At 56.3% G+C, this 15,098-nt stretch carries 11 protein-coding genes; 10 read left to right on the forward strand and 1 reads right to left on the reverse strand.

Annotated elements, in window-relative coordinates:
* The first annotated feature begins 22 nt into the window (after nt 1-22).
* The 6 genes from MY069_RS14080 (at nt 23) to MY069_RS14105 (ending at nt 6,502) form a co-directional block, all read left to right on the forward strand.
* Nucleotides 23-1,789: an arylsulfatase gene (locus tag MY069_RS14080; protein ID WP_482794419.1), complete on the forward strand. Its 1,767-nt coding sequence runs from the start codon at nt 23-25 to the stop codon at nt 1,787-1,789.
* 92 nt (nt 1,790-1,881) lie between these two features.
* A complete protein-coding gene (locus MY069_RS14085; protein WP_482794420.1) occupies nt 1,882-3,006 on the forward strand; it encodes a DUF2891 domain-containing protein in 1,125 nt (374 codons plus the stop codon).
* A 12-nt stretch (nt 3,007-3,018) separates the two neighbouring features.
* A complete protein-coding gene (locus MY069_RS14090; protein WP_482794421.1) occupies nt 3,019-4,224 on the forward strand; it encodes an Nramp family divalent metal transporter in 1,206 nt (401 codons plus the stop codon).
* Nucleotides 4,221-4,967, forward strand: a complete 747-nt coding sequence (gene pxpA, locus MY069_RS14095) for a 5-oxoprolinase subunit PxpA (RefSeq protein ID WP_482794422.1) — start codon at nt 4,221-4,223, stop codon at nt 4,965-4,967. The genes MY069_RS14090 and pxpA overlap by 4 nt, the downstream gene beginning before the upstream one ends.
* Nucleotides 4,952-5,572 (forward strand): 5-oxoprolinase subunit PxpB, encoded by a 621-nt coding sequence (gene pxpB, locus MY069_RS14100; RefSeq protein WP_482794423.1) that lies wholly within the window; start codon nt 4,952-4,954, stop codon nt 5,570-5,572. The genes pxpA and pxpB overlap by 16 nt, the downstream gene beginning before the upstream one ends.
* Entirely contained in the window at nt 5,573-6,502 is a 930-nt protein-coding gene (locus tag MY069_RS14105) for a 5-oxoprolinase subunit C family protein (protein WP_482794424.1), read from the forward strand. It abuts the gene before it with no gap.
* A 103-nt stretch (nt 6,503-6,605) separates the two neighbouring features.
* On the opposite strand, the gene MY069_RS14110 is transcribed toward MY069_RS14105, so the two are convergent.
* A complete protein-coding gene (locus MY069_RS14110; protein WP_482794425.1) occupies nt 6,606-8,771 on the reverse strand; it encodes a TonB-dependent hemoglobin/transferrin/lactoferrin family receptor in 2,166 nt (721 codons plus the stop codon).
* A gap of 136 nt (nt 8,772-8,907) precedes the next feature.
* On the opposite strand from MY069_RS14110, the gene MY069_RS14115 reads away from it, so the two are divergent.
* The 4 genes from MY069_RS14115 to MY069_RS14130 all read left to right on the forward strand — a co-directional run bounded on the left by MY069_RS14115 (nt 8,908) and on the right by MY069_RS14130 (nt 15,027).
* Entirely contained in the window at nt 8,908-9,942 is a 1,035-nt protein-coding gene (locus MY069_RS14115) for a DUF6607 family protein (protein ID WP_482794426.1), read from the forward strand.
* A gap of 2 nt (nt 9,943-9,944) precedes the next feature.
* Entirely contained in the window at nt 9,945-10,739 is a 795-nt protein-coding gene (locus MY069_RS14120) for a DUF4198 domain-containing protein (RefSeq protein WP_482794427.1), read from the forward strand.
* 263 nt (nt 10,740-11,002) lie between these two features.
* Complete coding sequence (locus MY069_RS14125; RefSeq protein ID WP_482794428.1) at nt 11,003-13,399, forward strand: TonB-dependent receptor; 2,397 nt, start codon at nt 11,003-11,005, stop codon at nt 13,397-13,399.
* 128 nt (nt 13,400-13,527) lie between these two features.
* The gene (locus MY069_RS14130; RefSeq protein ID WP_482794429.1) at nt 13,528-15,027 is read left to right on the forward strand and encodes an alpha/beta hydrolase family protein; all 1,500 of its coding nucleotides are present in this window, start codon (nt 13,528-13,530) and stop codon (nt 15,025-15,027) included.
* The last annotated feature ends 71 nt before the right edge of the window (nt 15,028-15,098 follow it).

Here is a 15,098-nt window from a genome sequence, read left to right on the forward strand (position 1 = left end):
ATCTCGGAGAAGGAGGATCTCCATGCGTAATATATTGCTCTCGGTTGTCGCATTTCTAGCCGGAACGACACTCGCTTTCGCCCAACCAGTTGCGGACCAAACGAAACCGAACATTGTGGTCATTCTGATAGATGATGCCGCTTTGATGGATCTCGGCGTCTATGGCGGTGAAGCGCAAACGCCGAATATTGATGCGCTGGCGGCGCGCGGTGTGATGTTTACCCAATATCGGACCTCTCCGCTGTGCTCGCCGACGCGGGCCATGTTGCTGACCGGCCTCGACAACCACCAGACGGGTGTCGCGACGATCCCAGAAGTTCTGCCGCCAGAACATAAAGGTCAGGCCGGTTACACGATGGCTTTGGAACCCGGCGTTCTAACCCTCGCTGACCGCTTGCGCCCGGCTGGCTATCGCACGCTGATGAGCGGCAAGTGGCACTTGGGCGAGACCGAAGATGAAATGCCCAACAGTCACGGTTTTGATCGCTCTTTTGCCTTGGCGGCCTCCGGCGCGGACAATTGGGACGATAAATCCTACATGCCTTACTACAAAGACGCGCCATGGTGGGAAGACGGCGTTGAGGCGGCTTTGCCAGAGGACTTTTACTCGTCCGAGTTCATCGTGGACAAAATGATCGAGTATTTGGACGGCACTGACCAAGAGCAGCCTTTCTTCGCTTATCTGCCCTTTCAGGCCATCCACATCCCCGTGCAAGCGCCAGCCGAATTCATCACCAAATATGACGGCGTTTATGATCAAGGTTGGGGCGCGCTCCAAAAGGCGCGGTTCGCGCGGGCGCAAGATTTGGGCTTGATCAGTCAAAATGCCGAGATGGCAGATATGCCCTCGCATGCGCGCGCCTGGGATGCGCTGAGCGAGAGTGATCGCGAGCTTTATTCTGCGATGATGGAAGTCAACGCAGCGATGCTCGATGCCATGGATTTTCATATCGGGCGGTTTGTCGATTATCTGAAAGCCAAAGGCCAATATGAAAACTCGATTTTTGTGATCACGTCCGACAATGGCCCGGAATATAATCGCGGGGACGAAGATCTGCGGCTCAAAATTTGGCAGTCGATGAATGGCTATAATATCGATCCCGAGCGTGCCGGACAGCCAGGCAGTTGGGGCTTTATCGGCCCGGAATGGGCGGCCGCCGCAGCGACCCCTGGAGCGCTGTATAAATTCTACGCCACGGAAGGCGGATTAAGAGCGCCTCTAATCATTGCTGGGCCAGAGATCGGTCCGGCCAAAACCGATGCGCCGGCCATGGTGTCGGATTTGACGCCAACCTTGCTGGACTGGGTCGCTGCACCTTCTGCGCCGAGCGGTTCGAAACCGATGACAGGGCGGTCCTTGCTCCCCTTGCTGCGCGGTGAGGCTGAGAGCGTCTATGGTCCAAATGACATCCGAGCGATTGAAGTCTCAGGCAATAGCGCGCTTTATAAAGGCGAGTACAAAATCACCCGCTCGATGCCGCCTATGGGAGATGCGAATTGGAAACTGTTCGATATCGTTAGCGATCCAGGCGAAACGACAGATCTAAGCGCGGTCGAGCCAGAACGTTTTGCGGACTTGCAGGCTGAATATGCGGTCTATGCCGCGGCAAATGGCGTTTTGGAAATGCCCGAGGGGTATAACTCGGCCCAAGCCGTCGCTGACAATGCCACGGCGCGGTTCTATCAACACAATCGTCTGGCGCTCATCATCCTCGGGCTTGTGTTGCTGGGCTTGCTGTACGGTCTCTGGCGGCTGGCGCGTTTCATCTTCTGGCGCGTCCGCACCTAAAAGCTGCATTTCACAAGCTCAGGAACGCCATCGACTTGTCGGATTGATCTTTTATGCTTTTCTCAAATCGAGGGTGAATGGGATTGAGCGACATGAAATCATATTTTGGGGCAATCGCCTTATTCGCGGTGGCTGCCTGCTCTGGCGGGCAAGAGTCAGAACAGCCGGCAGTCGATCTCGTGCCACCCGCCGAACGGCCTGCGCCCGTGACGGTCGAAGACCGGTTTGCTGTGCTTGCGCTTGATTGTGTGCATCGCGAATATCCGAACAAGATCAGCCATGTCATGCAATCGGCCGAAGATGCGAAGCCGCCGCGGGAGCTCACCCCAGCATTTTACGGATGTTTTGACTGGCACTCTTCGGTGCACGGGCATTGGCTTTTAACCCGCCTCCTAAACACTCATCCTGAGACGGTCCTCGCTGAGGACATACGGACCGCTTTGTCACAAAGCTTCACGCCCGAAAATTTCGAGGGCGAGCTGGCTTACTATCTCGCGCCGGGCCGTAACTCGTTTGAACGACCTTATGGCATCGCCTGGTACTTGCAGCTCGTGGCGGAGCTGGAAGAGAGTGACCATCCACAAATGCAGACCTGGCGAGAAACTCTGCGTCCGCTTGAAGAGGCCATCGTTACAAAGACTCGTACCTGGCTGCCAAATCTGTCTTACCCGGTCCGCTTAGGCACTCACAATCAAACCGCGTTCGCGTTTGGATTGATGCTCGACTATGCCCGCACCGTTGGCGATCAGAGCTTTGAGCAAGACCTCACGAACAAAATCCTCAAATTCCATCGGGGCGATGTGAATTGCCCACTGAGCTATGAACCATCCGGCGAGGACTTTCTGTCGCCATGCCTTATGGAAGCAGACTTGATGCGGCGCGTCTTAACAGGCGTCGAATTCTCGGCTTGGCTTGGTGCGTTCTTGCCGCAAATCCCCTCTGATGGCAGCGGCGACTGGCTGGAGCCGGGGATCGTTTTGGATGCCTCGGACGGCAAGCTGGTCCATCTAGACGGCGTCAACTTGTCTCGCGCTTGGGCGTTGGAAGGTATTGCGAGCGCGCTGCCAGAAGGTGATCCGCGCATTGCGGCTTTGCTCGCTTCGGCGGCTTTGCATCGCGAGGCTGGAATCGCTGCGGTTTCGGATGAGCACTATTCGGGCAGTCACTGGCTCGCCAGTTTCGCGACTTATCTGACGACCCAGCGCGGCCTGAATTAAGGACAACCCAAGATGCGAAACTTTGGCCCTGGCGTTCTGGTCGCCGCTGCTTTTATCGGCCCCGGTACCGTGACCGCCTGCACGCTTGCCGGTGCCAATTTCGGATTCGCGCTGATTTGGGCGCTTGTTTTTGCGACGATCGCGACCGTGATTTTACAAGATATGGCCGCGCGTTTGGGAACCGGTGCGCAGCTTGGGCTGGGTGAAGCCTTGATGCAAAGCGCGCCCGCGCCTGCGATGAAATGGGTCGTGGGCGGGCTCGTATTTGCCGCGCTGTTGATCGGGAACTGTGCCTATGAAGGCGGCAATCTCAGCGGCGGAGCGCTCGGACTGGGGGCTTTGTTTGGCGAGGCCTCGCCGGGTCAATCTGCTTTGGTCGCAGGCCTGGCGGTCTTGGCGGGCGTGATCGTGTTTATTGGCCGCTACGAGCTATTGGAAAAGCTTCTGATCGGGCTCGTCTTAGTGATGAGCGCGGCCTTTATCTTGAGCATTTTATTCGTACAGCCAGATCTTGGGGCGCTTGCGGCCGGACTGGTGCCGCGCATTCCAGATGGCGGAACGCTCACGGCGATCGCGCTGATCGGTACAACAATCGTACCCTATAATCTGTTCCTTCACGCTGCAGCCGCGCGGCGGAAATGGGCCGACGACGAGGGCACGCGAGCGGCTCGAACAGATTCCGCAATCTCAATCGGGTTGGGCGGTCTTGTGTCTATTCTCATTCTCTCGACGGCAGCCAGTAGTCTGTTTGAGAGCGGCCTAGAGATTTCAAGCGCAGCCGATATGGCCCGTGCGATTGAGCCTACATTTGGCGAAGGCGCGCGCTATGTGATTGGGATCGGATTGTTCGCCGCTGGGCTTACCTCCGCGATCACGGCGCCGATGGCCACGGCATTCGCGCTCAGTGAGATCATCGGTGGGGATGAAGACCGCAAGTCGAAACTCTTCCGCGGCACAGCACTTTTCGTTGTCGTCGTGGGCGCGGGCATCAGCCTGCTCGGCATCCGGCCCGTTTCTCTGATCTTGATCGCGCAATATGCGAATGGATTGCTTCTGCCCATCATCGCTGCTTTCTTGCTCTACATTATGAACCGGAAAGACTTGCTCGGCGTGCAGACAAACACGCTCGCGGCCAATCTCGCAGGCGGGGCGATTGTCTTGATCACGCTCGGCCTTGGGTTGCGGTCGATCCTTCGCGCTGCTGGGGTGATGGCATGAGCTTGCGCTTAGATCTAAATGCCGACCTAGGCGAAGGTTGCGCGTTCGACGCTGAGCTGATGTCGGTGGTGACCAGCTGCAATATCGCGTGCGGCGGCCATGTCGGTGATGCGACATCGATGCGGACAGCGCTGATGCTTGCGAAGGAAAGTGGAGTCGCAGCTGGGGCGCACCCTTCTTTTCCGGACCGGGAGAATTTCGGCCGCACCAAGTCCGCTTTGTCCGGGGATGCCTTAGAAACCAGTCTCCGTGGCCAGGTTTCGGCTTTGAAAACAGAGGCCGATCAGCTCGGCATTCCGATCACGCACCTCAAGCCGCATGGCGCGCTGTATAATATGGCCGCCCTAGATGCTGGGCTCGCGCAGAGCGTTGTGAATGTGTTGATTGAGACGCTACCGGAGGCCGCTTTATTCGGGCCGCCCAATTCCGAACTCGAAGCGGCAGCGCAAGCCAATGACGTCACTTTTGTCGCCGAAGGGTTTGCCGACCGCGCGTATGAAGCCAATGGTCAGTTGCGGGACAGAAAGTCGCCAGGCGCGGTGATCCACGACGTTGACGCGCAAACAGAGCAGGCGCTGGGCATGGCCACCCGAGGCGAAGTCGAGACTTATGATCGCGGCGCGATCTCGCTGCCGGTCAAAACGATTTGCGTCCATGGCGATACGCCCGGCGCTTTTGCTGCGGCACAATCCATCAGAGCGGCATTGGAACAGAGCGGGATTTCCCTATGTCCGCCGCACTGACGCCGACGCGGATTGCCGATGACGTTTTTGAGTTTCGAGTCGAAAGTTCAAGAGATGCGCAAACGCTCGCGAGAGAGCTTCGCAGCGTTGGGCTGGCCGAGGATGTTGTCGCTGGGCTTGATCGCGTTTGCGTGCGCTTCGAACCTGCGAAATTTGAAGCGGTTCAAGCCTGGCTTGCTGAGGTGACCTCTCCAAAGAGGGCGGACGAAATGACGGGGCCTGTGATTGAGGTTCCCATTGAATATGGCGGTGAATACGGTCCGGATTTAGACGAGATTTGCGAGGCGCTGCAGCTGAGCCGTGGTGCTTTTATCGAGCTGCACACACAGGCAATCCACCGGGTTGAGATGATCGGGTTCACCCCTGGTTTTTCTTATTTATCGGGACTGCCTGACGGGTTTGAGATCCCGCGTCTGAGTACGCCAAGACCACGCGTGGCAGCCGGATCAGTCGGCATCAGTGCGGCTTATACTGGGCTCTATGCCTTGGCGGGGCCTGGCGGATGGCCGCTGATTGGCCGAACGGACGCACCTCTGTTTGACGTAAGCTCAGAGACCCCGTTTCTTCTGCAGCCGGGGCAGTCTGTAAAGTTCACGGCGGCTTAGATGTTGCGGGTTCTGAGACCAGGTTTGCAAACCACACTCCAAGGCGCGCCGCGGAAGGGATATCGCCATTTTGGTGTCCCGAATGCGGGACCCGCCGATGCGGTTTCCATGGCGCTCGCCAATCGGCTCGTTGGGAATGCGAGAGACGCAACCTGTTTGGAGATCACCTTTGGCGGGTTTGACGCTGAGATCGAGGCGGCCTGTTCGATCGCGGTCACCGGGGCTGCCGGGAGCGTACGCGTCTCCGGTCGGGACATCGCCTTACACCAGACTTGGCATTTGAAGCCCGGGGACCGGCTCCAGATCACTCCGCCTAATGTCGGCGCGCGGTCCTATTTGGCCGTGCACTCCGGGTTTAGAGCCGAGGTCCAATTTGGTTCAAGCTCGACTTATCTGCCGGCACAGTTTGGAGGACATGAAGGGCGTGCCATTCAGCCGGGCGATGTTTTGTCCGCAAACGCCTTGCCTGAGTTGACGGAGACTTTCGAGACGCCGAGCGCGGTTCGTCCAGTCTTTACTCATGCGTTCGGGTTGCGGGCTTGCGACTCGGCAGAGACAGATCTGCTTGATCCAGCCTCCCGAGATGCGCTGTTCCATGAGACATTCCAGGCCGGGCGTCAAAACACGCGGATGGGCGTGTCTCTAGAAGGGCACACGCTCACCATTGCGAGCGATGGAAAAATGAAAAGCGCGCCGGTCTTTCCTGGTAGTGTGCAATGCCCGCCTTCAGGCAGGCCGATTGTCCTGCTCAGCGATGCCCAAACGACAGGCGGGTATCCGCGCATCGCCAGCATCGCGCGTTGCGACCGTCATTTGCTTGGCCAAATTCGCCCAGGCGACCAGATCACGCTGCTGCATCGAACACCTGATGCAGCGCTACGTGATTATCAAGAAAAAGAGGCGCTTTTGGCGAGCTGGCTAAAGCTTTGATGTGGACCTAGTTCTTCCTGTCGTGCTTCCAACTCGCGAATTTGCATCTTAAGCCAACAAGTCACGGCGACATCATCGAGCGGCAAACACATATCTGGGGCTCCTATTGTCCAAACTGCCAAGACGCAGCGATTTTGAAGTTCTGACCGGGTTGCGAGACCCCCGCGAACACGCGCTCATAGTCTTCGTCAAAAACGTTATCGACACCGAGATCCAAGCGAAGGCCGTCGAGGAAATCTGGATGCCAAGTAGCGTAAAGGTCGACGACGACATAACCGTCCCGCTGGTCTTGCAGCGTGAAACCACCCGCGCCATCGGAAACGCGTTGCTCGAAATCCGAGGCATGTTGCAGGCGGGCACCAATGCGTGAGTTGAATTCCGGGACTTTCAAACCCAAGTTTACCGCCAGGCGATCGGGCGTCAGCGCGCCGAGATCAGACCCGTCTGACAGGTTCGTGCCTTCAATTGTGGCAAAGCTTGCACTGGCAAAGAAGCGGTCTGAATCATAGCTCATCTCACCTTCCCAACCTTCGAGTTCGGCCCGGTCGACATTCGCGGATTCAGACGTTCCCCAATCGCACGGTTGGAAGAATGGTGGTGCGAAACAGGTGGCTGCTGGGACCACGTTCACGGACAGATTGATCAAATCATCCGCCTCGGTTTCGAAATAGGACACTTTGGCTTGGAAGCGGTCGCTGGGGACGAAAATCTGTTTGAAATCAACCCCTGCACCGAATTCGATTGTTTGCGTTTCTTCGGGCACTAGATCTGGGTTTGGAATGAAATTATTCGGCGCGAAGACAAATGATCCCATAGCCGGGTTGAATAGGACCGGATGCGGAATCTCGAAATGCACGCCATCGAGATAGAGCTCGTTGATCGAAGGCGCGCGGAACCCTTCAGAGTACGATCCGAACAGACGCAGCCACTCTGCACCCCCTGGCGCAAAGCTCGCAGCAAAGCGCGGCGAGACAGCGTCATCAGAGTTATCCGCTCCCGGCGCGATGCTTGAGGAACTTTCGAATTCGTCAAAACGAATGCCTGGAATGAGGATGAACTGGCCCGCAGGCGTTTCAATGACGCTTTCGAGCTGCGCGAAAATCCCGGTAAACTCACTCTCGCCATTCGGCACGCCGCCGCGCGTGCGGTCTGTGGTCTGGTCGTCTGTTCCGACTTGCTCGTCTTTGTACCAGTCGCCGCCAATTGTGAGCGTGGTCTCTGTTCCAGCGAGGTTGAAACGCGAGGCATTACGTAGGCTGACACCTGTGGTTTCAATATCGCGCACCGTGGTTCGCGGCACTGTCGCGTCAAACTCATCGACATCGCTGGAGGTTTGGTAGACCACGAACCCGGCATCCAACCAGTCATTAGCGGCAGGATTATAGGTCGCGCCGAGGCGGAACGTATCGGTGGTGATATCTTTCTCGACATCGCGATCGAGAACGCCGTCACCCGCGCCAGCCACACCTTGTCCATTATTGGGTTCAATCGCGGTATTGGTGAATCGCTGCCAAGACCCCTCTATCGTCAGGGTATCGGTCACCGCGTAACTGCCTTTTAGAAGGGCTGTTTGAATATCATCGTCCGACGGCAAATCAGCGCCAGAGCCGAGCTCAATATCGCCCGATTGGCGGATGCCGAAACTGGCTAAGCCATCAAAAGCTCCTTGCTGTGTATAAGCGGTGAGGGAGGCGAGCGCCTCTTCGTTCACGCTCCGATATCCGAGCCGGACCCGAGCGCCCCATGTCTCGTCTTCACGGAGAAGGTCCGCCGCATCGACGCTTTCAAAAGCCAGCACACCGCCGACTGCGCCGGAACCGTATAGCGCCGAGGCTGGTCCGCGAACCACTTCCGCGGTTCCGATCAGATCCGGATCGACGAAAAAGCGACCATCATGTGCGGAGGTGAAGCTTTGACGCGCCCCGTCGAGCAAAATCAGCACGTTCTGACCAGACAGCCCGCGAATGCTTGGGAGTTCTCCGGTGCGCCGCGGGCCGCCAGCGAAATCAAGGCCGGGCACATCTCTCAACGCTTCGGAAACCGTAGACGGCGCGAGGGTTTCGATCGCCTCGCGATCGACCACGGTGACTTGTCCTGGATAATCGAAAACGGGGAGGGGGTTAGATGTCCCGTAAACCGTAACTGTCTCTTCGCGTAATTCGTCATCGCCTGTTTCTGCGTCTTGAGAGACGGCTACAGGCGCTATGATGAGCGCGGTGGAGGCAATCAAGGCGGCACGCAGCTCGCTGCGATGAGAGCGGAGAAACATAGGGAATCCTTTGAGGTTTAGTTTTGCGAGTGATTCTCAATTACAGAAATCTTGCTATACGCCACATATTGCAATTGCAAGTCATTATCATTTGCAATATGTGCATTTCAGACATTCATTCATAGGAGATCCCGAAATGCCCCCTCTCAAAACCGGCTTGTTTTTCGCGGCTGCGTGCGTCCTGACAGCTTGTTCCACAACCACTGATCTGGTCAGTGCCGAGCCGACGGCCACAGCAGAACCGGTTGCTGAAACTTTCGAGCGAGACAGAGGCTCGATTCTCGCCATGGCCGGCGATTACAAAGTCACCTTTGATTTTACGGAGACCGTGTCATTCGTGGAGGGTTACGAGCTGAAAGAACCTAAGCTCTCGGGCGGGCACGAATCTGTCCGGGTCATTGAGGACCAGGGCGACTTTATCAGCCTGCAACATTTGCTCGTGGTCGGACCAGATGACTCTCCCTTCGTGGTGAAACACTGGCGGCAAGATTGGCAATATGAACCGGCGCGTGTGCTGGTTTTCATCGGCGGGAATGCTTGGGAATGGCAGGATGTTCCGCCCTCTGAGCGAGCGGGGAGTTGGTCTCAAACCGTTTATCAAGTCGATGATGCGCCGCGCTATGGCGCGGTTGGGACCTGGACCTATGAGGACGGCATTGCAGAATGGACTCCGCCGCAAGAATGGCGCCCGCTGCCGCGCCGGGATATGACAACGCGCGATGATTATCATGCCGTCGATGCGGTGAACCGCCACGTGATCACGCCTTTGGGCTGGGTCCATGAGCAGGATAATTCGAAACTCATGCTCGACGAAACGCCGCGCGCGCTGGTGCGTGAGGTTGGGGTCAACACCTACCTCGCATTCGATGATTACCCTGTCTCCGCCGCGGAAGACTATTGGGCCGGAACAGCAGAGTTTTGGGCAGGCGTTCGCGCCGAATGGAACCGTATCGAAGCGGAGCATGAACGATTTGCTATCACCATCCAAGGTGAAACCGAGGCGCTTTACAATCCACTCCTCGCGCTCGCGATCGAGGTGAAGTCTGGCGAGACGGCCCTGGAGCCAGCTTTGGCTGAGGCCCGCGACGTGATCAATCATTTCGTCACGCCAGACATTGGCGCTCTAGCTGATCGTTTGCGGCCAACGACTAATTTGGCGAGCTTGAACTAATCATGGTCAAATCCGTCTGGACCACGCTTGCGGCGCTTGCTTTGGCGGGCGCGGCAGCAGCTGACACCGCTTATATTGAGCCATCGACATTCACGCCGTCTCTCGACCAGACCATCACGATCGAGACCTCGTTCAACGATTATTGTTGTGTGCCGAAATACCCGGTTCGATCAGACGCTTTTGCGATTATCCAACCGGACGGAGAATCGGTTGTGCCGGACCGGATCGAACGCTTTGCCAATGCCACAATCCTAGAGCAAAAGATCACAGATCAAGGCACGACCCGGATCACGACAGGTGAGCGCCTTGGCCGGAAGGGCGGCGAATATGTTCTGCTCGATGACCGATATCACCTCGTGAATGGCGAAGATGCCGAGCCGATCTATGTGCCAGACGGCACGCCCGTGCTCACATCGCAAACCGCGACCGTCTCAGATACATACGTCACCATTGGTGCGCCGACTTGGAAGAGCGTTCGACACCCAATTGGACGGCTGGCGATTGTTCCAGCCCAGCATCCCTCGACTTTGGGCCGAAGCGACACGTTCTCAGTGTCGCTCTTATTTGATGGGGTGCCGCTAGCGGGACAGAAGCTCGTCCTGACATGGAGCGGTCAAAAAGATCGCGTCGAAGACGAGGGGATCGGTTACCGGTCAGACTTCGAAGGCCGGGTTGAAATCCCGCTCGAAAGCCTCGGAACTCACCTCATCATGACCCGGCTACAAGCGCCGTCCCCAGAGGGGGCAGAGACCGATATTAGAAGCTATACCACCTCCCTAACTTTCACGGTTGAGTAAGAATGACGTCGCGCTCCACCGCCTGACAGCCCGTCTCGATCAACGGACTGTTGCCCGAATTATAATGTCGACCTCGGCAATCCTGCCCTGTGCCTAGCTCAGTTTCACGGGATGTCTAAAACGCCCACTCTCAATTGAGCCCATTTTGCAACACTCGGAGTAAAACTGACTTCGAATGCGGTGGGCTAAAAAATCATTCTTGCATTCGAAGTCAAAAAATGCATTCGTGATCCTGATCGAGACAGATTATTGGGAGGAATGCCATGAGCAAACGCTCGTTTTTTACAAAAAGCCTGTTTGGCGGAGCGGCGATTGTTGCCCTGTCGGCAGCAACACTGACAGCCGTTGCGCAAGACAGCGCCACCGCCGAAGATGCGGATGATGACGCGCGCCGTCGCCTCAGCACGGTGACCGTCACCGCAACCAAGGTCGAGGAGAATGTGCAAGACGTCTCCGCTTCGATCACCGCGGTGAACGAAGAAGCTCTGGATTTCGCTGGGATCGTTGATCCAAAGCGTCTCGGACTCATCGTGCCTGGTCTGAACGTTGGCTATTCTGGCAATGAAGCGCGGGTCGCGATGCGTGGCGCCCGTACAAACAATGTTGGTCCGGAAGCGGCGCAAGTTGTCGGTATTTTCAATGATGGCGCCTATGTCGCGACCACAACGCAAGTCCTAGCCAGCTATCTCGATCTCAATCGGGTCGAAGTGCTGCGCGGACCACAGGGCACCCTATATGGTCGGAACACATTTGCCGGTACGATCAACATCATCTCGAATGAGCCCAACTTTGATGAGCTCGAAGGGTCAGCTGAGATCACCCTGGGTGACTATAATCAGAAGCGTCTTGAGGGCGTTTTGAACGTGCCTGTCTCCGATACATTTGCTCTGCGCTTCGCTGGCATGGGAGAAGTTCGCGACGGCTATATTGAAAACACCTACCGTGAAGGCCCAGGTGACGATCTTCACAATCAGGATGTGATGGCGTTCCGGGCGACGGCCAAATGGCAGCCAAATGATGTGTTTGATGCAACCTTGCGTTGGACCACAACTGAGCAAGATACAAACGGTTCAGCGATTTGGGGTTACCAACAAATCGGATGCTATCGCAACAACCAGGATGCGACGACTTCAACGGGATTGTCGGCAAATTCGACCTTCCTGAACGGTCACTGTTACCAGCCTGGACCAGATGCGTCTGGCCGGACTCAACCAGGCGGTGAAGCGACAGAGCAAGATGCTGGGCCATACTCGGTGTCGCGAGATGCTCTGTCTCGATCAAAGCAATCGGGTGACAGCATCAATCTTCAGGTCAATTATGATCTCGGCTGGGCCGAACTGTCTGTGATTGGCGCCTATGATGACTATGAGAACCTGCAATTCTATGACGGTGATTATTCCAACGGCGCATATGATGGCGGCGACGCTCTGAATAACGGCTTCGCGGGATATGATACGCTCCAAGAAAGCTATTCCGGCGAAATTCGACTGGCCTCACAAGGGACAGGTCCGCTTGAGTGGCTCGTGGGTGGTTTCTGGTTCCAATCAGAAGCAGATTGGCAGTTCGGTTTCCTGAACAATGGCCAATATCAGCGCTATAACACGACCACGTCAGACACGTTCGAGACCGAATCTATGGCGCTATTTGGGAACGCGACTTACTCGCTGACCGATAATTTCCGTGTGCTTGGCGGCTTGCGTTGGAATGATGATGAAAACACCCTCCGAGGCGGCGCGACTGGCGGCACATCCGATGAACTCGTTTGGAAAGCTGGCGCAGAGTTTGATTTCGGCGATGATGAATTGCTCTATGCAACTGCATCGACCGGGTATCGCATCGGCGGTGTGAACGGTTCTTCGCTTGTTGCTGCGGGAGCACCTGCCAGTTATGATCCGGAAACGGTCACAGCTTATGAGGCTGGCATCAAAAGCACTTTGCTTGATGGCGCTTTGACGCTGAACGTTGCGCTCTATCACAACCAGTATCGCGACATGCACGCCCAGTCCTTCGTGACCGCTTGTATCGATCCAACCGTTCCAGCCACTTGTATCGCTTCAGAGTATACTGAGAACGCTGGTGAAGTTGACGCGACCGGATTTGAAGTCGAGGCAAACTGGTTGCCAGGCGACAATTGGTTCGTGAATGGTACCCTGGCCCTACAAGACGCTGAATTCGGCGACTATCAGGTTGGCCGGGTCAACGGACTTGGTAATTTCGAAGGTCGCCAGGACGTCACCATGACAACGGGTGAGATCGTGGCTGCTGGCGGCGTGCCAGCTCTGTCTCTGGAAGGATGGAGACCTGCGCTTACGCCGGAAGTTTCTGCATCGCTTCAGGTCGGGTACTTCTTCGATCTCGGCAATGGCAACACGATCACGCCATTGTTCCAGACCGCGTATTCCGGCAAGTATTATGGCTTTGACTTCAACGTTCCGGGATCTGAGCAAGACTCGTTCACGAAATCGGATCTGCGCGTCACATGGCGTAATGAGAACAAAGGGTTCGAAGTCGAAGGCTTTGTCGAAAATCTCGAAGATGAAGCGGTATTGACCCGCGCGATCATCTTCACGCCAAGCCAAGCGGACATCGCCACGGCTTCAATTCAGGCGAATTTTTCTGACCCTCGAGTTTGGGGTGTTCGTCTCGGCGTGGACTTCTAAAACACGGCGTTCGCGCAGTTCGGTTAATCCTCCACAGTGGCTGGATGCGCGAATGACGCTTAAGGGGAGGCCTTCCAGGGCCTCCCCTTTTTTGTATCAATCGCAATGAGAAGAATGCGAGAGGAAACATGCGCGTAGATCCCAAAGCGATCCCAAAACTCTTCGCGTCCGTTGCCGCGACTCTCTTGGCCGCCGGATGTATCAGTGGTGACGCCGTAAAATCGGATGCAGGACCATCGAACCGGCTGGCGGGCGATCGGTTGGACCGGCTTTCAGATCTATCAATCGAAGCGCTCCGGAGCCGCGCATATGGCGGCGGTGAATTGAACGTGGTTGCACGCATTGATCGAGATTGCACCACACAAGAGGCGAGCGGTGATCGTTCAAAACCAGCCTTGCGGGCTCTCGCAACTTATTCGTCCGAAGGTCACAACGTGTACGCGCGCATCGATGTTCCGAACTCGGCCCCGCCTGAAACAGGGTACCCCGTCATGATCTTTGCTCATGGCTGGGTCGGAGCTGAAAATGCGCCGGACTGGCATTTCGCGTGCACAACAGAGTCCAGCTATGGTGACATTTATGGCGACGTCATCAATGCTTGGGTGGATGCCGGGTTTGTCGTCTTGGTCCCTGGATATCGCGGACACGGAACGGTCAATGGCATTCCAGCCGACGGGCACGGCGATATGTTGGCCTGGGACAATGGCGCTTATCTGATGCCGAGTTTTTACGCGGTGGACGTGATGAACCTGATGGCGATCAGCACTCGACCAGGAGCGATCCAAATCACTGGCGAAGATGGTGTGCCGCAAACGGCTCAAGTTGATGCATCCCGCATGTTTATCAACGGGCATTCGCAGGGCGGCGATGTTGCACTCACCGTGTTAGCGGCGGTCGGGGAGGGCGCTGCGTCGGGACTTGAACTCGCGGGCGGATCGATCTGGGCGGGAAACATTGCCGATCGCTTTACTCAGCTTGCAACGTTTGAAGCGATGAGTACGAGTCCCGAAGCCTTCTTATCCGGAGACGGAACCTGGACCGGATCAGCGACCGGTGAAGATGGATCAAGCAACCCAAATTTCGTGTTTGGATTTCCGCCTGACTGGATTGGGTCGCCTCATCCAGAGGATTGGACCTGGCAGGTCGAAACCTTCTCTGCTGCAACAGTGGCTGAAGCTATGAGCGCAAAAGCGACGGACATGTATTCCACGTTGAACGCTCGAGTTCGGGAATATGGGGACTTGTCTTGGGCCATCGCCGTGAATGCTGAAGGGCGCGATTTCGTGGCGCATGATCCGAGATTGCTCGCGCCTATCGCGCAGATTGGTGGAACGAATGCGGTGCCATTTTTAACTGAACTGCTTCACCTTCATTATTCAGATCGGGACTATTATTCGCTGCCTCAATGGAATGAACAGCTTTGCGCAGACATCACCGCCATTGGCGGTACCTGCCAGACATACGAATATGCCGGCAATACGCACAGCCTTGGTTTGAGCGAGCACGAGTGGTTTTCACCACCGGGATCTGTCGCAGGTCACGCCCAATTCATTCAAAATGACCTCTGCGTATTCGCGGATGATGGTGTCGCTAAAGGAACTAATTGCCAAAAAGGCGAGAACCGCTAGGGTATTATTTGCATTCGAAGTCATAGGGTTCCGTTAGAGAATACCTGCTCGAATATTCATCGGATTGGGAG

The sequence above is a fragment of the Hyphomonas sp. ske169 genome (assembly GCF_056850855.1).

What these genes read in the sequence shown, in the direction of transcription:
- MY069_RS14080 (WP_482794419.1), top strand. Translation starts at nt 23, where the DNA reads ATGCGTAATATATTGCTCTCGGTTGTCGCATTTCTAGCCGGAACGACA.
- MY069_RS14110 (WP_482794425.1), bottom strand. Translation starts at nt 8,771, where the DNA reads ATGTTTCTCCGCTCTCATCGCAGCGAGCTGCGTGCCGCCTTGATTGCC.
- MY069_RS14105 (WP_482794424.1), top strand. Translation starts at nt 5,573, where the DNA reads ATGTTGCGGGTTCTGAGACCAGGTTTGCAAACCACACTCCAAGGCGCG.
- MY069_RS14125 (WP_482794428.1), top strand. Translation starts at nt 11,003, where the DNA reads ATGAGCAAACGCTCGTTTTTTACAAAAAGCCTGTTTGGCGGAGCGGCG.
- pxpA (WP_482794422.1), top strand. Translation starts at nt 4,221, where the DNA reads ATGAGCTTGCGCTTAGATCTAAATGCCGACCTAGGCGAAGGTTGCGCG.
- MY069_RS14085 (WP_482794420.1), top strand. Translation starts at nt 1,882, where the DNA reads ATGAAATCATATTTTGGGGCAATCGCCTTATTCGCGGTGGCTGCCTGC.
- MY069_RS14120 (WP_482794427.1), top strand. Translation starts at nt 9,945, where the DNA reads ATGGTCAAATCCGTCTGGACCACGCTTGCGGCGCTTGCTTTGGCGGGC.
- MY069_RS14130 (WP_482794429.1), top strand. Translation starts at nt 13,528, where the DNA reads ATGCGCGTAGATCCCAAAGCGATCCCAAAACTCTTCGCGTCCGTTGCC.
- MY069_RS14090 (WP_482794421.1), top strand. Translation starts at nt 3,019, where the DNA reads ATGCGAAACTTTGGCCCTGGCGTTCTGGTCGCCGCTGCTTTTATCGGC.
- MY069_RS14115 (WP_482794426.1), top strand. Translation starts at nt 8,908, where the DNA reads ATGCCCCCTCTCAAAACCGGCTTGTTTTTCGCGGCTGCGTGCGTCCTG.
- pxpB (WP_482794423.1), top strand. Translation starts at nt 4,952, where the DNA reads ATGTCCGCCGCACTGACGCCGACGCGGATTGCCGATGACGTTTTTGAG.